Origin of the sequence: Bradyrhizobium shewense (genome assembly GCF_900094605.1) — a bacterium.
Taxonomy (GTDB): domain Bacteria; phylum Pseudomonadota; class Alphaproteobacteria; order Rhizobiales; family Xanthobacteraceae; genus Bradyrhizobium; species Bradyrhizobium shewense.
In genome coordinates this window covers 14539-33630 of sequence record NZ_FMAI01000022.1, presented here as the reverse complement: position 1 = coordinate 33630, position 19092 = coordinate 14539, and the positions used below count along the sequence as shown (strand labels likewise).

Annotated in this window: 14 protein-coding genes; 5 read left to right on the top strand and 9 right to left on the bottom strand. The window is 64.1% G+C overall.

The window, feature by feature from the left end:
- Positions 1 to 10 precede the first annotated feature (10 nt).
- The 3 genes from GA0061098_RS31975 to GA0061098_RS31965 all read right to left on the bottom strand — a co-directional run bounded on the left by GA0061098_RS31975 (position 11) and on the right by GA0061098_RS31965 (position 5507).
- On the bottom strand, positions 11 to 3727 hold the full coding sequence (locus GA0061098_RS31975; RefSeq protein ID WP_165637730.1) for a tetratricopeptide repeat protein: 3717 nt from the start codon (positions 3725 to 3727) through the stop codon (positions 11 to 13).
- A 180-nt stretch (positions 3728 to 3907) separates the two neighbouring features.
- Positions 3908 to 4852 (bottom strand): tetratricopeptide repeat protein, encoded by a 945-nt coding sequence (locus tag GA0061098_RS31970; RefSeq protein WP_245323716.1) that lies wholly within the window; start codon positions 4850 to 4852, stop codon positions 3908 to 3910.
- A gap of 28 nt (positions 4853 to 4880) precedes the next feature.
- Positions 4881 to 5507, bottom strand: coding sequence for a FecR family protein (locus GA0061098_RS31965; RefSeq protein ID WP_347337547.1), 627 nt, complete (start codon positions 5505 to 5507; stop codon positions 4881 to 4883).
- Between the two features lie 395 nt (positions 5508 to 5902).
- Here GA0061098_RS31965 and GA0061098_RS31960 point away from each other — a divergent pair, with 395 nt between their 5' ends.
- Positions 5903 to 10051, top strand: coding sequence for a VCBS domain-containing protein (locus GA0061098_RS31960; protein ID WP_245323714.1), 4149 nt, complete (start codon positions 5903 to 5905; stop codon positions 10049 to 10051).
- A 22-nt stretch (positions 10052 to 10073) separates the two neighbouring features.
- Here the strand turns inward: GA0061098_RS31960 and GA0061098_RS31955 are convergent, their stop codons facing one another.
- The 5 genes from GA0061098_RS31955 to fliL form a co-directional block, all read right to left on the bottom strand.
- Entirely contained in the window at positions 10074 to 10271 is a 198-nt protein-coding gene (locus GA0061098_RS31955) for a hypothetical protein (RefSeq protein ID WP_091965443.1), read from the bottom strand.
- Between the two features lie 603 nt (positions 10272 to 10874).
- A complete protein-coding gene (locus GA0061098_RS31945; RefSeq protein WP_091965441.1) occupies positions 10875 to 11639 on the bottom strand; it encodes a MotE family protein in 765 nt (254 codons plus the stop codon).
- A 9-nt stretch (positions 11640 to 11648) separates the two neighbouring features.
- A complete protein-coding gene (locus GA0061098_RS31940; RefSeq protein ID WP_091965440.1) occupies positions 11649 to 12095 on the bottom strand; it encodes a DUF6468 domain-containing protein in 447 nt (148 codons plus the stop codon).
- Positions 12092 to 13294 (bottom strand): flagellar motor switch protein FliM, encoded by a 1203-nt coding sequence (fliM, locus tag GA0061098_RS31935; protein ID WP_091965439.1) that lies wholly within the window; start codon positions 13292 to 13294, stop codon positions 12092 to 12094. Before fliM ends, GA0061098_RS31940 begins: the two co-directional genes overlap by 4 nt.
- Positions 13295 to 13323: 29 nt before the next feature.
- Complete coding sequence (gene fliL / locus GA0061098_RS31930; RefSeq protein WP_018321851.1) at positions 13324 to 13824, bottom strand: flagellar basal body-associated protein FliL; 501 nt, start codon at positions 13822 to 13824, stop codon at positions 13324 to 13326.
- 377 nt (positions 13825 to 14201) lie between these two features.
- Between fliL and flgF the strand changes: the two genes are divergently transcribed.
- From flgF to flgH, 4 genes are read left to right on the top strand one after another with little or no spacing between them, the layout of a single operon-like run.
- Positions 14202 to 14966: a flagellar basal-body rod protein FlgF gene (flgF, locus tag GA0061098_RS31925; protein WP_091965438.1), complete on the top strand. Its 765-nt coding sequence runs from the start codon at positions 14202 to 14204 to the stop codon at positions 14964 to 14966.
- 16 nt (positions 14967 to 14982) lie between these two features.
- Positions 14983 to 15771, top strand: a complete 789-nt coding sequence (gene flgG / locus GA0061098_RS31920; RefSeq protein ID WP_091965437.1) for a flagellar basal-body rod protein FlgG — start codon at positions 14983 to 14985, stop codon at positions 15769 to 15771.
- Between the two features lie 10 nt (positions 15772 to 15781).
- Positions 15782 to 16915, top strand: coding sequence for a flagellar basal body P-ring formation chaperone FlgA (gene flgA, locus GA0061098_RS31915; RefSeq protein WP_165637729.1), 1134 nt, complete (start codon positions 15782 to 15784; stop codon positions 16913 to 16915).
- Positions 16916 to 16924: 9 nt separating this feature from the next.
- Positions 16925 to 17686, top strand: a complete 762-nt coding sequence (gene flgH, locus GA0061098_RS31910; protein WP_091965436.1) for a flagellar basal body L-ring protein FlgH — start codon at positions 16925 to 16927, stop codon at positions 17684 to 17686.
- 134 nt (positions 17687 to 17820) lie between these two features.
- Here the strand turns inward: flgH and GA0061098_RS31905 are convergent, their stop codons facing one another.
- Positions 17821 to 18987, bottom strand: a complete 1167-nt coding sequence (locus tag GA0061098_RS31905; RefSeq protein ID WP_091965435.1) for a PcfJ domain-containing protein — start codon at positions 18985 to 18987, stop codon at positions 17821 to 17823.
- Positions 18988 to 19092: the final 105 nt, after the last annotated feature.

Here is a 19092-nt window from a genome sequence, read left to right as displayed (position 1 = left end):
GGCAGCCTCCCTACCGCGTCGTCTTGATCTGCCGCACGACCGGGATCGTCGGCAGCGAGCCGGTGTGGTCGACTTGTTCCCTGGCCTGCGGTGAGCCGGGCGCGCGGGCGGTGGCGTCGGGGAAGCGTTGCTTCATCTCGCGCAGGAAGCCGTCGAGCGTGTCGACGCTGGCAGCCAACTTCGCGATCTCGGCGAATTCGGAGCTGGAGGCCGCGGCCGGCTTGCTGGCGATGTCGAAGGCGAGACGGTCGGCGCTCTCGCTCATCAGCGGTGCGTATTTCTCGCGGAAGCGCGACAGGCCTATGGAGTCGTCGGCGAGCGCATAGCCGACGGCGGCGCGGATGATGTCGCTCTTCTCCACCGCGTTGAGCGGCTTGAAGTCGCGGAAACGCTCGCCGTAATAGAGCTCGATCTGCTCGGCGGACTCGCGCCAGCGCCGCCCCGCCCAGAAGATGTCGGAACGCAGGCGCAGCACTTCGCGCCCGGAAACGTTGGAGACGATGTCGAGCGCGAGATCGTGACGGCCGACGTCGCTCTGCGCGCGCGCTTCCAGCAGCAGGCGCTGCTGCCTGAGCTCGCCGGAGAGATCGCTGATGCGGCTCGCGCGCAGCGCGGTGATCGCCATGTCGGGCTTGCGGTTGGCAAGATAGATCATGGACAGGCGCGCGGCGACCTGGGCGCGCGCGGCGCCTTCGAGGCGGTGGTCGACCTGGTATTGCAGCAGCTCGGCGGCCTGGTCGAGCAGGTCGATCGAGGCGAGACGGTCGGCGAGACGGCGGATCAGCTCGTCGCCGCGCCGGCCGATCGGCGTCAGCTCGCGGAATTCGTAGAACATCCCGAGCGCCTCGACCGGCGGCAGCTCGTCGCCCTTCGGTCCCAGGAAGATCTTCGTGAACAGGTCCGAGGCGAGATCCTGCGCCTGGCGCGAGGCTTCGGCGTTCGGCTGCAGCCTGGTCGCGGTGCGCGCCGCGGTGAGCGCATCGCGGTAGCGCCCGTTCTCGGCAAACATCTGCGAGAGCATCTGCAGCGTCTTGACCTCGATCGCGTCGCCGCGCCAGGTCATGGACAGGGTCTCGAGCTCGCGCAGCGCGTCTTCCTTGCTGATCTCGTCACGCTTCTGCCGCAGCGCGACTTCGAGCTGCTTGGCCTCGGCCGCAGCCGGCCGATCGGCCGAGGCGGCCGCGAACCTGTAGTCGTCGAGCGCATCCTTGTCGTGGCCGAGCGCCTCGGCGAGCCGGCCGCGCAGCACGGCGAAGCCGGGCGCGGCCTCGGGCGAGACGCCGACCACCTCGAGCTCGCTGCGGCGCTTGGAGGCGCCGGCATAGTCCTTCACCTCGAGCGAAGCGCGCATCGCGTCCATCGTCACGATGCGCTGGATGTCGAGCGGCAGCGAGGCGATGGCGAATTCGACGTTTTTGAATTTTTCGCGCGCATCGGCCCATTTGCCCTGGCGCGCAAAGGCGAGCGCCTTCCAGAGCTGGGAATCGTGGCTGTTGCCGATCACGGGATTGGCGAGATCCTTCAGGCCCTGCGCCGGCCAGCCGATCAGGATGCTCGCGATCGCATGCATGATCAGCGCACCGCTCTCCTCCTTGTTGAGCGGATCGCTCAGCATCAGCTCGGTCACGGCCTTCGCCTCGTGATACATCGCGCGCGACATGTAGAACTGCGCGAGATCGAGCCGCGGCAGGGAACGCAGCGCCGGTTCGACGGCCGAGATCGCCGTCATCAGCTCGGCCTGGCGCCCCATGAAGTTGTCCGACTGGCCCTTGCGCCAGCCTTCGGGGCTAAAGATCGGGCGCACCGCGGTCGGCGCGCGCTCGGCCGAGATGTCGACCGGCGACAGCGTCAGTCCGCCCTTCTTGCCGAGGATCACCTTGTCGGCGCCGACCTCGACGCCGACCTCATCGGAGTTCGGCCGGATCGCGATGCCGTGCGCGGATTCCAGCAGCGAGATATCGACGAGGTCCTGCCGCTTGATGAAGCCGCGCACCGGCCGCTGCGCGGTGACGACATAGAGCGTGTCGCCGGCATCAGGATCGGTGAGCTTGTGCAGCAGGCCCGGATTGGCGAAGGGGATGGCGATGTTGGCGAGCGCGGGGTCGGTGATGTTGCGCGACATCATCAACGGCAGCGGCGTCGACTGGATCTTGTCGGCGAGCGTCAGGAGCCAGTTGGTCTCCTTGCCGACCTCCTCGCTCGCCAGCGAGTAGACCAGCGGGCGGGTGAGACGGATGCGCACCGCCTGCCCCTTGTCGAGCGGGATGCGGCCGACCTCGCCGATCATTGCCCCGCCCCTGGCGCGGATCGGCTCGACGTCGATCGGCTTCGGCGTATCGAACACCAGCCACACCGTGTCGCCTCGGCGGAACGCCGCCGCCGGTGTTGCGACCTGAAGCGGGAACGTCACGCGCAACCCGTCGCTGTCGCGGCGCGCATCGACGCTGGCGATCGTGGGTTGCGGCGCGGCCGCCGCCTCAGCGGACGCAGCCTTGACGGCTTCTTTGACGGCCTCTTTGGGTGCTTCGGCAGGCGCCGGCTTGGCAGGCGCGGCCGCAGCTTCGGAAACCGGCGGCGCGGGCTTCAAAGTTTCCTTCGCAGTTTCCTTGGGGGCCTCCGGAGCGTGCGCAGGCTCAGTCGCGGCAGCCGGCGCCGGTTTCGGCGCTTCAGCGGGCGGCATCGCGGCGGGCGCTTCGGGCTTCACCTCAGGCTTGACCTCGATCTTGGCTTCGCGCGCGATCGTCTCGGAGGTCGGCGGCGCGACCTCGCGATGGGCTTCCTTCGGCTTCTCGGCCGCGGGCTTGTCGGGCGTCGGTGCGTGACCGGCAGGCTTCATCTGCGCGATCGCCGCCTCGGGCGTTGCCGCCGTCTTGCCCTTGTCGGGCTGGAAGGAGACGTCGACGACGTAATTCTTCTCGTCGCGGAACGAATGCACGTCGGAATCGCCGATCAGCGCGATCTCGACATTGGTCTGGTCGATGTCGGCCTTCTGCTTGATCGAGGCGACGTTCGGCGGCGCCGCGACGACCGCGTCCGCCAGATCGAAATTGAGGTTGGCGTTGAAAGCGAGCGTGAGCTTCTGCTCGTTGAGCACGGAGGAGACGCCGACGCCGTCGGGCATCTCGAACACGAAGCGCACGAAGGTCGGCTGCACCGAGGCCCGCACGCGGATCTGCGGACGCTTCTTGGTCTCCGCCGCGGCGCGCTGGGCACGCAGCGCGCGCTCGGCCACGCGGGCGCGCTCGGCGAGCTCCTTGACCACGTCCATAGGCAGGCTCGGCGGCGGTCCCTTCCAGCCCTCCGGCAACAGGTCGACGAAAGTGCGCTCGCCGGCATTCATGGTGTTGACGGTGACGCGCCGCGCGAGCGACAGGCGGATGGCGCCCCCATCAGGATCGCGGCGCGCGGAGTTGACGTAATCGGGCGCGCCTTCGGGAACGCGGTCGACGGGAACGTCGACCGCCCGGTCGAAGCGGATGATGAGGATGGAGCCTGCGGTCGTCACCTCGGAGGGAACGTCCTCGCCGAGCTTGATGACGAGCCGGGCAAAGCCGCCGCCGGCCGAAAAGCTCGCCTCGCCCCTGATCGGATCGGCCGCCCGGGCAGGCGCACCGAGACCGATCAGCAGGCAGGCCGCCAGCACGCCCGCTGTTCGGACACGACGCGACAGCCCCGGCGCCAAGGCGCGGGCTCCCGATACAAATCCAGCGGCAGCCTTTCGCGCCATTGGCGGCATTTCTTCCGGTTCGGCGGTCCATGCCGGCACTACGGCCGACCCATGCCGTCGACTGTAGGTCTCGCCAATTAAGGACTTGTTAATGCTATATCTTGATTTGCTTTGGAGGCAGCACGCTGTGCCGCATCGAGCGTGGGGGATCCGCCGGATTTGAATTTGAGACGCCGATGGTTAAGGACTCGTTAACACCTGCAAAACGGTGCCGTCGCGGTTGACCAGTCCCTTCACGGGCACCCCATAGCGGTCAAAGGCCTGGTCGATTCCAGCGTCGATTTTTCTGGCCGCCGAGATATCGCTACGGCCACCATCTGTGTCGCCGAGCTTGAATTTGGCAATCCCTCGGCCGTAGAGCGCGCTCGCAAGCTTGGGCGCGAACCGCAGCGCTGAGTTGTAGTCATCCATCGCCGCGGAGAATTGCCCCATTTTCAGATTTATGAGAGCGCGCGAGTCGTATGTTGCCGCATTGTTTGCTCCCGATCGAAGCGCAATATCGCAGTCTTCCAGCGCAGCCTGCAAAGCGCCAAGGACGGCTCGGGTCCAACAGCGTCCGCTCCGGACCACCTCCAGCTTCGGATCAAGGCGAATTGCCTCGTCATAGTCCCGCGCTGCGCGGTCGTACGCGTTCCCTTGCAGGTGGGCCGCCGCACGGTTGGCAAAAGCGGCGCCGTAGTTCGGGTTGAGCTTGAGCGCCTCATCAAAGGCGCCGATCGCCACTTCGCGCGCCCCCGTTCTCAGATAGGCCACGCCGAGGTTGTTGAACGCTTTCGCATAATTCGGATCAAGCCTGGTCGCTTCAACGAAATCCTTGATCGCGCGTTCGTAGTCGGCTTTAGCGCTATAGGCATTCCCCCTGTTGTTGTAGGCGACAACGAAGCCGTTCACCGCTCCCTCGCCCGCATCGATAAACGCCGTGCAGCCATCGATCCGCGCTTCGGGTGACACGCGGTCTGAGCCGTTACACAGTTCAACATTCTTGAGGGAGCTGCCCTTCTTCTGCGCCCAGCCCGACGAATTGGACAGCACAAGGACAAGAATGAGCATCACGGCCTTGATGAAACTGGCTCTTGCGGTCATTTCCACACCAAGTGTCCACACCGACAGCGAACGAAGCGCCAATCCTGGTCTCCCTTCCCAAGCAAGTTTCTCAGCATCCCCGACAGATGTTGAGCCTCCGATTGCTGCTTCGATCAGGCTCCGGCGCCGCCGATGTCGGCGGTTTCTTCAAGAGCTTACTCTTGCCCTCTTCGATCAGGGTCGAAATTTTGACCGACCCATCATCCGAAATCTCGATATGCGGCGTCGTGCCTCGGATCCCCAGCGTGGCGACGGGAGTATCGACCTTCATGTCGCCGGTCTTTGCGACACCGCCCGCAACAAAAGTGAACGTTCCCCTGGCGAGATTGAACATGGTCGCGTTGGACTTGCCGGCCGGCTCATACACATAATGATCCAACACCATACGGGCGTTGCTCGATAAATTGAATGAGCTGCCGTCGGTAAAGTTGATGCCGACGCGGCCGTCGGCCCCGGTCTGCACCACGTCACCAAGATATACGGGATCACCCGTGTTGGCCCGGCCAGGGTCACTCGAGACATTCGCCTGAACGACCACGGCGCCCGCATGTTCGATCGTGACCGAGCCTGTGGCCACCACCACCTTCCCAATCGGTTTTGATGACGAGGCAGCGACGGCGGGCTTGGCGGAATCGATTTGCGCTCGAGCCGCACTCGGCAAGAAATTGGCAAGGGCCAAAACAAGGCCGGCTGTCAAAGCGGCTATCGTAGGTCTGCACATGATCCCCCCTTTCTGAGAAGATCTTGTCGCTATCGGCGGCCCATTTTTGAACCGCGCAGCGCTGCCACAATAACTATAATTGTTGTTTAATTTTATTAATCAGTCTAATTTATCTCCAGCGCTACGCGGGCGCCACAAATTAATCTGTCTCGTTTGTAAATTTAATCACATTGGCGGGAGGGGGCACGGCTGGAATGGCGGTACGCGTCGCCGTCTCCCGCGCAATGCATCTCTCTCGATCGACTTGATTATTTCGGCGGGCAAGCCTTCGGGGCTGCCAGCGCCCAGGAAATTTTGTGCCTTGGCGAGGGCCCGAACTCGGTTTTGGCAGCACGCCGAGCCTGAATCGATCACCCAGGCGAGGTCTAGCCATGTTAGTTGCATCCGGCGTCCAGCTTGATAGCGGGGCCACCATGGCCCTGCCCGTGGAACTCATCGGCCATATTCATAGAGTGATCGGTTCCTGTGCGCTTACGCGAGCGAGCGGAGTCGCCACACAGGCGGTAACGGGTGCGCCTATCTACCGGGGCGACTTGCTGGAGACCGATGCCGACGGGCAGACCACGATCTGCTTCATCGACGGTACTTTTTTCAACATCGCCTGCGGTACTCACGTTGTGCTGAGCGAGTTCGTCTTCGACGTCGAAGGCATGCCACCTGCAGCCTCGTTCGACGTGACCCGAGGGACCTTCAGTTTCGTACCGGGCCGGCTGGCCGAAACCGGGGCGCTCCAGCTGAATACGCCCATTGCAGGCATTCGCGCCCGGGGCCACGCGGGCGGTTTCGGGATGCTGACGCTTGCAGCATTGACTTTCTCGGCTGTGCAAACTGCCGAGGCCGCGGATCCGGATGTCACATTCCTGGATGACGACTCCATTACCTACAAGGACCTTGCGCACGGCGCATTTGAGCTCGTGACCAAGGAGCGGGTCCCGCGACACATCATCGTCGAAGATCCCGGCGAGACGATCGTCATCAAGAAGGTGGGATCCACTATCAGCGTCAATCAGGTCGCGAACACGGCGGCTCGCATGGACGAGTTGCGCGCCGCCCAACAGGATGTCCTCGCCAATCTCACCGAAGGGCAAGGGCCGCACGGCTCGAGCACGCCTCCCTTTGTCAAATCCGAGCGGCCGCAGCCGATCAATTTCGTTCAACCTGACGTGCCCACGCTGCAGGCTTCGCCGACTGTGTTGCCATTCGTCATTCCCGAGCCTCTGGGACGTCTACCTCCGACTCTCAGCACGGGAGCCGGGCCAACTGAACGCGACACGGTGATATTTGACACATTCACTGCGACGAAGGGAACTTTCAGTGCCAGTAGCACCAACAGCGGAGGCAATCTGACCTTCGGCGTCATCGGGGCCAGCGCCGGCAATACGGTTCTGGATGGAGTGACGTACGATCTGTCGAAGACAAGCGCCTACGGGATTCTCTACGTCAACAGCACGAGCGGCGCTTATACGTTCGTGCCTGACAGTGCCGCAATCAACGCGCTGAAGGCGCCCACGACCGACGGTTTCGTCGTCACCGTCTCCGACGGATTCACCTCTGTCACCCAGACCTTCACGATCACCATCAACGGTGTCAACGACGCTGCAATCATCTCCGGCACCACGACCGGTTCGGTCATCGAGGCTGGCGGCATCGCTAATGGAAAGCCCGGCACGCCGATTGCGACCGGCACCCTTTCCGATACCGACGTCGACGATCCGCCCAATACATTCACGACCGTAAGCTCGCCAACAACGAGCACCGGTGGCTATGGCACCTTCACCATGACGGCGGCAGGCGTGTGGACCTACACCTTGGACAATGCCAACCGCGCGGTGCAGGCGCTCAATGCCGGCGAGACACTGACCGACACGTTCACAGTGACTACGATCGGAGGAACCGCCCAGGTCGTGACGATCACCATCCTCGGAGCCAGTGACGCCGCGATCATTTCCGGCGCGACGACCGGCGACGTGATCGAGGCCGGCGACGTCTCCAATGCAAACCCCGGCACACCCACCGCGACCGGCACCCTCAACGACACCGACGTCGACACGACCGCCAATGCTTTCACGGCCGTCGGCTCGCCGACGGTGAGCGCCGCCGGCTATGGCACCTTCACCATGACGGCAGTGGGCGTGTGGACCTACACGCTCGACAATGCCAACGGCGCGGTGCAGGGGCTCAATACCGGCGAGACACTGACCGACACGTTCACAGTGACCACTCTGGACGGAACTGCCCAAGTGGTAACGATCACCATCCATGGCGCCAACGATGCTGCCATCGTTTCCGGCACCACGACCGCCTCGGTGACCGAGGCCGGAGGCGTTGCCAACGCGACACCCGGCAGCCCGAGCACAACGGGCACGCTCTTTGCCGCCGACGTCGACAATCCGTCCAATACCTTCACCGCGGTGAGTTCGCCCAAGGCAAGCACGAATGGTTATGGCACCTTTACGATAACCGCCGCCGGCGTGTGGACCTACACGCTCGACAACGCCAGCGGCGCGGTGCAGGCGCTCAATGTCGGCGGCACGCTCACCGACAGTTTCACCGTCAACACCCTCGACGGTACGCCGCAGGTGGTGACGATCACCATTCAGGGCAGCAACGACGCCGCCCTCATTTCCGGCACCACGACCGGCTCAGTGACAGAGGCAGGAACTTTCTCACCCGGCATTCCCATCGCGACCGGCACGCTCACCGATACGGACGTCGACAACGCTCCGAACTCGTTCACCGCAATCTCTTCGCCGGCTGCGAGTGACGGCGGATACGGCGCCTTCACGATGACCGCAGCCGGCGTATGGACTTACACCCTCGATAACAACAGCACCGTGGTTCAGGCGCTCGAGGTCGGCGACACCCTGACCGACACCTTCTCGATAACTGCCATCGACGGTACGACGCAGACGGTGACCGTTGCCATTCATGGAGCCAGCGACGCAGACCCCAACGATTTTGATAATTTGGCCACCGGATCTGCCGTGATCTCCGATCCCCCCAACGTGTATGGAACGCCGGGGAGCGAAACGATTGCCGGCGGCGGCAACACAGGTCAGATCATCTACGCGGGGGCGAGCAGCGACACGGTCAACGGGACCGGCAAGGCCGACGTTCTCTATGGCGGCTCAGGCAATGACACGATCAAAGGCAATGATGGGGATGACACCATCTACGGCGGCTCGGGCAACGACACAATCAACGGCAACAATGGCGGCGACACCATCACCGGCGGATTTGGCGCGGATCAGCTCACCGGTAGCAATGGAAACGACCGCTTCGCTTATTTGTTCGTAGCCGATTCTCGCGCAGGCCAGTTCGACACCATCACCGACTTCGCCTCAGGGGCTGACAAGATCGACTTGACTGCTATTGGCGCGCTTGGATTTGTCATATTGGCCTTAAGCTCGACCAGCACGGCCGTACCGGCACATACGATCGCCTGGCTGTATGACAGTGCGGCGAATGAAACGATCGTGTACGTCAATCCAACTGACCAGACCCTGCACGTCGGCGATTCCAGCCTGCTCGAAATTCATTTGCAGGGGATTGCAACCATCGACGCGTCGGACTTCATCACGGCGCCGGCAGCGGCGCCTGTGACGGCGGTTGCCGGCGAACTGCTCGACCCCATCGCAACCTCGCAGGTTGACGCGACCGCCGTGATGACGACCACTTCCGGAGTCTCGTCCGATTCCGGCAGCGGCGACGGCTCGCTTCTCGCTGCAGGGAGTTCGACCATCCAATCGACCGAGGCGGCCACCAGCCTCGATTCGAACTGGGACCAGATCGGACAGACCGGATATTTCAGCTTCTCCAGTTCAGACGAAGTGCAAACGCTCGCGATCGAAACGCCCCGCAGCGACCCGGCAGCTCCCTCGGCCGGCGGATTGTCTCCGATCGTGCAGCACGTGGCCCCACTCACCGAGGCCACCTTTGTCTTCAACAACCCGACCGGGTTCGACGCAGCATTGGCTGGCAAAAATGGCGCGATTGCCGCAAGCGGCCAGGTGCCTGACGTCGCCATGCTGAATTTTGCCCACGGCGCTGCCGAACAGCACGCCGGGGGCGGGCTTGCGCTCGGACATGATGCAGGGAATGACGGCGTCGCGTCATCAAGAGGCGCCGCCCAGGCGGCTCATGCCCACGGTCATACCAGCGATCAAACGGCAGACACTTCGCTCAACCCAAGCCTTCTGAAGTCATCGACCGGCGGTGCCAACCATTCGCTCTCAAGCGAGGCGGACCAGCACAACCCGTCGGGGGGAGCGTCTGGATCAAAGCCTGCCAATCCGCAGCAGCTCGGCGACTCGTTCCAGTTCAGGGATGACGCGTCGCAGGGCTCACCGCACGGCGCAATGTTGGATCATCTCTCAGACTTCGTCGGTCATCACGAGCACGCTCGGGAATTCCGTGGATCCGAGCCGGCATTCATGCCTGAAACATCGCCGTCCGATGTTGATCCACCTTTCTCGGCAGGTACCGTTCACGGCCATGTGTCGCACGATCTGATCGTGTGACGGCCTCGAGCCGATTGCGGCTTCAATGTTGCTTGCCGGCGCCTTCCGGCGCCGAGGAGCTGTCTTCGTCGAGAGAAGATTCATCATCGTTGCCGTCGTCGCCTTCTGGCGGTGCTGCATGCTGATGGCTGAGGGCGGATGTCCACGCCGATGTCATCGCCGCTATGAGCAGCCGGTTGATGGCCTCGATGACGCGTTCTGCTGCGGACGAGTAGTTCATGGCCTCCTCCTGCGCTGCCGATTGCGACTAGCCAAAGCGTAGGACCGGGCCTTGAGCACCACTGTACGCCACTTCACACCTGCGCGCGTCAACTCATCGCAGTCTCAGAAGGTGCCGCCAGCTTCGACTGCATCCGCCACGGGAGCTTGATCTGCCGCCTTGAGGAGTTGCTGAGCGCGCGCACTCACAACCTTCGGAGCGTTGCGGTTTTCGCGCGACTCTGAATCAGATGTGACCTCGGCGATGCGATTCGCATTGGTTAGCTTTGGGGGTAATCAATGAGCGGAGAAGCCGGTTGCATTGTGTGTAGCAGGGCAAGAGCGGTCGTAGCGATCGTTCCGATCGCCAGAGGATATGCCCTGAAAATATATGAGTGCTCCTGTTGCCATAGCACCCTGCAGCTCGTGACTCGGGTCACGAAGGCAGCGCTGATCAAGCAGCAGGCCGATACTCTTCCGCGGGTGGAGAAGCAGTTGCACCCGCCTGTTCGCAGGGTGGAACAGGTCTTCGCGAACTAGACCCGCAAGGCCTCTCGCTGGGCGCCAGTCGAACTGGCCACGCGCCAACGCGCCAGGTCGCGATGGCACTCTTCGCCTCGCGCCCTCAATTCGGCTTTTGCGTCGGCTTGCCGTCGATCTTGGGCAGCTCGCCGGCGGAGGCCGACTGATCGCCGCCGCCATTGGCACGGCGGGCCATCTCGACCGTCAGCTTCTCGGCGGCCTCCGGCGACATCAGTCCCATGATGTCCGACATCTTTCGCGGCGCGATCGCCGAGGCGATCTCGATCAGCACACCCATCTCCAGCCGGTCGAACACCCGTGCGGCGTCCTTGGGCTTCATGCCCTCGTACATGGTCACGAGGCCCTTCATGCGCTGGGCTTCGGCGGCCTTCTGCTCGGCCTGCGTCGCGGAGATGCGGGTTTCCACCGCCTTCATCTCCTCGACCTTGCCTTCGATGCGCTTCTCGGCCGACTTCAACAGGCTCTCGCGGATGTCGATCTCGCGCTGGCGGGCCTCGATCTCCTGGCGGCGCGCCTGCAACCGCTCGAGGATCGCGCGCTCGGAGGCCGAGACCTGCGGCTGGGCTTCGTCGACCTTGACCACGGTGCCTTCCGGCTTGGTCTCCGGCGCGGCGGGCTTGGGCGCCTCCTTCGGCGCGCCATGGGTCGAGCCGGTGATGATCTCCGGCTCCTCGCGGCCGGTCGGGAAGTTCAGATTCTCCTGCGCCCAGGATTTCTTGGTCTGGTTCGGCTTGTAGTCGAAGACATAGCCGCCATTGATCACGAGGCCCGCCACCTTCAGCGTGGCGAGGCCTGCGACGGCAACCAGGACGACCGGGATGACGCGGATATTACGAAAGGACTTCATACCCTGACTTTATGCGGCAAGGCCGTTGGATCGTCGGCGCTCGGAGAAGGCTTCGGCCGCAGCCGCCACCGCCTTCGCCGTCGACGGCTTGGCTGCGGGCGCGACGACCGTTTCCGGACCGGTCATGGGGCGCGCGGCGATCGCGATCTTGGACAGCCGCCGCACCACGTTGTCGGCCTCGCCGAGCTGCTTGTAGAGCTGGTCCGACATCTGCGTCGCCGCGGCGAGCTGGCTGCCGAGGTTCTCGTTGACGTCGCGCACGGCGAGCTTCAGCCCGCCGATCGCGCGCTCGGCGATCTCGGTCGCGGTGATCAGCTCGCCGATTACCGCCTTCAGCGAATGCTCGTCCGCCTTCAGTCGCGTCAGCCGCTTGTTCAGCATGACACAGTAGAAGATCGTCAGCATCAGCAGGATAGCCACCAGCGTCTCGATCGCCATTCCCAGGGAGTGGTTCATGGGGCCTCCATCATCTTGTTCTGCTCGTCTACCTTCTCGAACATCGCAAGTGTCGTATTCGGCTTGCGCAAGGGTTTCGTCACGCGGATCGCGACGCGGTCGCCGACCCGGCCCATCCGCCCCTCGGTCAGCGTGACGTCGCCGCAGCGCACGGTGACGTTGGCGTCGGCGCGCATGTCCAGCGGCAGCGTGTCGCCGACCTTCAGCCGCATCAGCTGCTTGAGCGGAATGTCGGCCTCGTAGAGCACGGCATCGACGGCGATCTCGGCCTGCACGATCTCGGTGGCGAAATGGCCTTCCCAGACCGGATCGCGGCCGAACTTTTCGCCCATGAACATCTGGAGCAGGACGCCCCGGATCGGTTCGATGGTCGCATAAGGCAGCAACAGCTCGATGTTGCCGCCGCGGTCCTCCATGTCGATGCGCAGGCGCACCAGGATCGCGGCATTGGCGGGACGGCTGATCGCGGCGAAACGCGGATTGGTCTCGAGCCGGTCGATCGTGAAGGTCACCGGCGACAGCGGCCGGAATGCCTGCTCGGCGTCGGCCATGACCACCTCGACCAGCCGCTTGACCAGCTCGGTCTCGATCGTGGTGTAGGGCCGCCCCTCGATGCGGAGCTGGCTGGTGCCGCGGCGGCCGCCGAGCAGCACGTCGATCATCGAGTAGATCAGGCTGGAATCGACCACCGCCATGCCGAAATTGTCCCACTCTTCGGCCTTGAAGACGGTGAGGACGGCGGGCAGCGGGATCGAATTCATGTAATCGCCGAAGCGCACCGATGTTATGCGGTCGAGCGAGACTTCGACGTTGTCGGAGGTGAAATTGCGCAAGCTTGTCGTCAGCAACCGCACCAGGCGGTCGAAGACGATTTCGAGCATCGGCAGACGCTCGTAGGAGACCATCGCCGAATCGATGATGGCGCGAATGCCGGAATGGTCGTCGAGGGTGACGTCGCCGACGGCGAAGCCGAGGAGGTTGTCGATCTCCTCCTGCGACAGCACCCGCTCGCCGGAGTTCTTGCCGCTGCCGAGATCGCGGCTGCCGTCCTCGACCATGGCCGCCCATTGCAGCGCCATGGTCTCGGAGAGTTCGTTTTCGGCCGCAGCCTTCGCGGCCTCGGCGGGATCCTCGGAATCGAGCGACGCCTCCCATTGGGCGGCAATCGCATCCTGGTCCATTTGTTCGTTGCTGGCCATGACGCTAGCCCGTTACCTTCCGCAAGCCGTCACTGGATCACGACTTCCTTGAACAGCACAGCGCTGACCTGCACCGGGGCGACCGCCGCGTTGACGCGCTTGGTCAGCTCTTCCTTGAGGCGGAAGATGCCGGCGGACCCGTTGAGGTCGGAGGGGCGCAGCTCGCGCACATAGGTCTGGAAGATGTCGGTGACGCGCGGCATCGTCGGCTTGATCGCCTCGATCTGCTTCTCTTCCTTCAGCTCCAGCACGATCTTCAGCCGCAGATATTGTACGCGCTCGCCGGGCGCACCGGCGAGGTTGACCATGATGTCGGGGACGTCGACAAAGGACGGCGGCTTCGGCGGAGGCGCGGCCTCGGCATGATGCTCGTCGTCGCCGTGCCGGAAGAAGAAGAACCAGGTCGCAGCACCGCCGCCGAGCACGGCGAGCAGGCCGACGGCCATGATGATGAGCTTCAGCTTGTTCTTCGGCGGAGCGGCTTCCGCGCCTTCAGCGGCCGCGCCGCCTTCCGCTTCATTCTCTGCCATGGTCGCCGCGCCCGGATCTCTCAAAGGGGTCGAAAGAGCGAAGCCTTAAGACAAGGACGCGATACAAATGCCCCGGCGCAATGCGCTCCTCTTCATGGCAAACGCTACGGTAATAATGGTTAACGGAATCTTTCGATTGGGCCTCCACTAGGAAAAATCTGCCGGGCAGACATGGCTAACAGAACCTTTCTGCCGCCCTCCTGCGCCCCTTCGAAATCGACAAGCCACTGAAATTACGACGCTTTCCAGGTTGGCACGGCTTTCGCTGAGAAAGGACCGAGACCCGACGGTTTGGGAGAACCCGACGGTCTCGTTCACGGGGTCCGCCAAGGCGCTTGGGAGAGCGAAATGGCAGATCCGCTCAGGGGAGATTTCCGATGCAGAACGCGCTTCTGATCGGCTTGTCACGGCAGATGACGTTGGAACGGCAGATGGATGTCATCGCCAACAACGTCGCCAATGCCAACACCAACGGCTTCAAGGCCGACCATTCGCTGTTCGAGGAGTATCTCAACTCGAACGCGCGTGAGGACAATTTCATCGGCGCGGACCGCCGTGTCTCCTACGTGCAGGACCGCGGCACCTATCGCGACATCGGCCAGGGGCCGATGGAGCCGACCAACAACCCCCTCGACATGGCGATCGACGGCAACGCCTATTTCGCGGTGCAGGCCAATGGCGGCGAGCTGTTCACCCGCGACGGCAAGTTCTCGCTCAACAGCACCGGCCAGCTCGTCACCCCGGACGGCAATCTGGTGCTCGGCACCGGCGGCCCGATCACCTTCCAGCCGACCGATCACGACATCAACGTCGCGCCCGACGGCACCATCACGGTGCTCGAGGGCACCGCCAAGACCGACTCGATCCGCGGCAAGATCCGCATGGCCTCGTTCGACGATCCGACCAAGCTGACCAAGCTCGGCGCCAATCTCTATGCTGCCGGCTCCGCCACCCAGCAGCCCGATGCCAAATCCAGCAGCGTGCGCCAGGGCTATGTCGAGAAGTCGAACGTGAATTCGGTCGGCGAGATGACCCGCATGGTCGAAGTCATGCGCAGCTACACCGCCATCGCCAATCTGCTCCAGCAGCAGAGCGACCTCCACAAATCGGCGATCGAGAAGCTCGCCGACGTTCCGGCCTGATTGAGGGAGAACTGACATGCAGGCGCTTCACACCGCAGCGACCGGAATGGCGGCACAGGAACTCAACGTTCAGGTGATCTCCAACAACATCGCCAACCTGCGCACCACCGGCTTCAAGAAGCAGACCGCGGCGTTCCAGGACCTGATCTACGAGCACGTCCGCCGCGTCGGCGCGCAGGCCTCGGACCAGGGCACCATCCTGCCCGTCGGCGTCGACATCGGCGGCGGCGTCAAGACCGTCGGCACCCCGCGCAGCATGACGCAGGGCACGCTGTCGCAGACCGGCAACGATCTCGACCTCGCGATGTCTGGCGAGGGCTTCTTCAAGATCCTGATGCCCGACGGCACCTACCAGTACACCCGCGACGGCACCTTCCAGATGGACAATCAGGGCCGTGTCGTCACCGCCCAGGGCAACCCGGTGCAGCCGACCATCACGATCCCGAACAACGCCTCCGGCATCAGCGTGAGCGAGCAGGGCCAGGTCTCGGTGACGCTGCCGGGCTCGTCGACCTCCTCGATCGTCGGCCAGATCGGCGTGACCCGCTTCATCAACAAGGCGGGCCTGCAGCCGGTCGGCAGCAACCAATTCACCGAGACCCCGTCGTCCGGCCCGCCGCAGGACGGCACCGCGAACTCCGAGGGCTACGGCAAGATCACCCAGGGCAGCCTCGAGCAGGCCAACGTCGACGTCGTCTCGGAGATGAGCGACCTGATCGCCGCCCAGCGCGCCTACGAGATGAACGCCAAGGTGATCAGCGCCGCCGACCAGATGATGCAATCGACCACGGCGCTGTTCCGCTGAGGTGATGACGATGATCCGCACCACCCTCGCCACAATCTCCGCCCTGCTCGCGCTGGCCCTGCCGGCAGCGGCCGCGGACGACTTCATCGCCTCGCCGATGCTGCGCGCGAGCGTCACCGTGACCTCGGACGTGGTGCGGGTCGGCGATCTCATCGACAATGCCGGATCGGCCGCGCTGATCCCGGTCTACCGCTCGCCCGATCTCGGCACCACCGGCACGCTGACGGTCGCGCAGGTGTTGTCGGTGCTCCGCGCCAAGCAGGTGATCGGCGTGATGACCGGCGACCTCAAGGAGGTCCAGGTCACCCGCCTCGCCCGCACGCTCGCGAACAAGGATCTCGAAACCGCGGTCGCCTCGGCGCTCGAGCGCCGCTTCGGCCTCGGGGACGCAGCCAACATCACCGTCACGCTCGACCGCGGCGTCGCCGAGATGCGGCTGGACGCCTCCAACTCCGGCACGCTGCAGCCGGTCGCGACCCGCTACGACGCCCGCAGCGGCCGATTCGACATCGCCTTCGAGATTGCCAACGACAGCAATCCGACCCCGACCAAGCTGCGCTTCACCGGGACCGCGATCGAGACGGTGGAAGTGGCCGTGCTGACGCGCGACATCGAGCGTCTCGATCTCCTGAAGTCTTCCGACGTCGCACTGGAACGCCGGCCGAAGGCCGAGGTCACCGGCGAGCCCGCTTCGCGCGACCGCAGCCTCGGCATGCAGCTGCGCCGGCCGATGCGCGCGGGCACCCCGCTCCGTGCCGCCGACATCGTCAAGCCCGACTTCGTGGTGCGTGATCAGAACGTCACAATCATCTACCAGGTGCCCGGCCTCTATCTCACCTCGCGCGGCAAGGCGATCGAGAGCGGCGCCGAAGGCGACACCGTCAGCGTGCTCAATGTGCAATCCAAGCGGACGCTGACCGGCGTCGTCACCGGCCGCGGCCAGGTGACGATCCAGGGCGCAAGCCAATCCGCACCGATGGCGCCCGCGGTCGAGCAGACCTCCTCGCTCAAGCGTGATGAGGCGCCCGCCCCCGTCGACACCGCAGCCCTCGTCCGGAACCTGGTGCAGGCCCCCGCCTCGCCGGCCCAGATCGCAGAAGCCCAGATCCCGCAAGCTCGCGTCTCGCAAGCTCAAGCCAAGTAAGAGTTCGTCATGTCCGCTTTCAGTTCGGCTTACCGTCTTCGTCGCATCGCGATCTCTGCCCTGCTGCTGGCCAGTTGCGCGCTGGGCGGTTGCTCCTCGATCGACCGCCTGTCGCAGATCGGCGAGCAGCCGAAATTGTCCGCGATCGACAATCCGACGACGCAGCCTGGCTACAAGCCGGTGCAGATGCCGATGCCGAAGCCGGAGGTCGCCTCCTACAATCCGAACTCGCTGTGGCGCAACGGCAGCCGCGCCTTCTTTAAGGACCAGCGCGCCCGCCAGGTCGGCGACCTCCTCACGGTGACCGTCAACTTCACCGACAAGGCCAACATCGCCAACGAGACCCAGCGCAGCCGAACCGCGAAGGAAGATTCGGGGATTACCGATTTCATCGGCAGCCAGACGGTCACGCAGCCACTGAAGATCCTGCCCGGCCGCATCCTGACCACAGACTCCACCTCCTCAGCCGACGGCAAGGGCTCGGTCAATCGCCAGGAAGCGTTGCAGACCAACGTCGCTGCGGTCGTCACCCAGGTGCTGCCGAACGGCAATCTCGTGGTCGAAGGCAAGCAGGAGATTCGCGTCAACTACGAGATCCGCGAGCTCGTGGTCGCCGGCATCGTCCGCCCCGAAGACATCCAGAGCGACAACACCATCGATTCCAGCAAGATCGCGCAGGCCCGCATCGCCTATGGCGGCCGCGGCCAGATCACGGACGTGCAGCAGCCGCGCTACGGCCAGCAAGTGATGGACGTGCTGCTGCCCTTCTAAGTCTCTCCCGAGCTCCCACATCGTGTTCGCGAACTTAAGGCGCGAACGACGATGTACTACGCGGCCCTCGCTAGCTCCCCTGGCGAGGGCCGCATGTATTTTGCCTGCGCCGCGGAAAGCGGCGCAGGCAACTCTCACAGCAGCATGATCCCGCGTGCTTGCGCCCACCGCTCCAGGATCTTACTCTCCTCCGCTAGCGGCGGACGGTTTGCAAACCCGCGAACCTGAACCGCCCGGGAACGGGTATCCAGCTCGATGGTCAGCAGCCGCTGGACATCGCCCGAGGCACGGCGACGGAGCGACCAGATCGACGCATGCCCGGCAATGCACTTTGTCGCGTAAGTGGCGACGCAGTGACGCATACCCCGCGTCTCAGCCACGAGAGCGGCTGCGGTCCGCAACTGGACCACAACGTACTCCTCACGCTTGGCCCGGTCCTTGGACGACGTCGTCCATGACCAGTCCGCGATCGCTACACCGAGCCAACGGTCCTCGATCTGCTCGGGGCTTGCTGCCAGCCCACGCGCACGGTTTCGCGCAGCCTCGGCGCGACGGCGTGCGGCCTCGATACGAGCGATCGCATCGAGATCGCGATGCCAATCGCGCATCTGCCGACCAAGCGAGATCAGTGAACGCCCCTTAGGGGTGTACTCCGGATCACGCCGGTGGCAATCGGCGAGGTAATCGTGGAAGTCATCCATGTCCTCGACCGTGGTGGGATGCGCGCAGAAGAAGCGCACCACATCTCGCCAGAAGCGATGCTGAGCGCGCGGCGTCTGCGTGATCCTGGTGCGCGCGATCCGCATCGCAACGGCGGGATCGTTCGCATAGGATCGCGCGATGGCCTGCCAGACCGCAGCCTCGAAGCCAACGCTCCCCAAAGGATTGAGGAACGCATGGACCTCCTTGCGAGACAGCCATTCGGCCGCACCGGCAGCGTAGAGCGAACCGCCGCCGGCCGCCGCGATGTACCAGCGCTTGCGCAAATGGATCTCGCCGGCGCCCAGTCCCGCGCCGTCGATCCAGATATGCTCCAGATGTTCTGCGACAGGATAACGCGCAAAGAGATAGCGAGCCGCGGCAAGACGAAGACGCGCGGCATCGCGAGTCTTCATCCGCGGCTTCCAGGCCTCGGCATCGCGCACGATGTCGGCCTCGAAGCCACGCCTGGCGTCGTAGATCGCGGTCTCGAAATCCGGTGGAGGACGCGTCCGCTGCGACACATGCCGCAGCGACAGCTCGTAGGCTTCAACCCGCGCGCGCTCGGCCTCCCGCCGGCGCTGAATCAATGAATGTGCCATTGTCGTTCAACATGATTGGATGACTGTCAGCCGGACGCAGCGAGAGCGTCGGCACGGAGCGTGTCGATCGCCACAGACTGTTCACGGCTGGTCTCCTCATTGTTG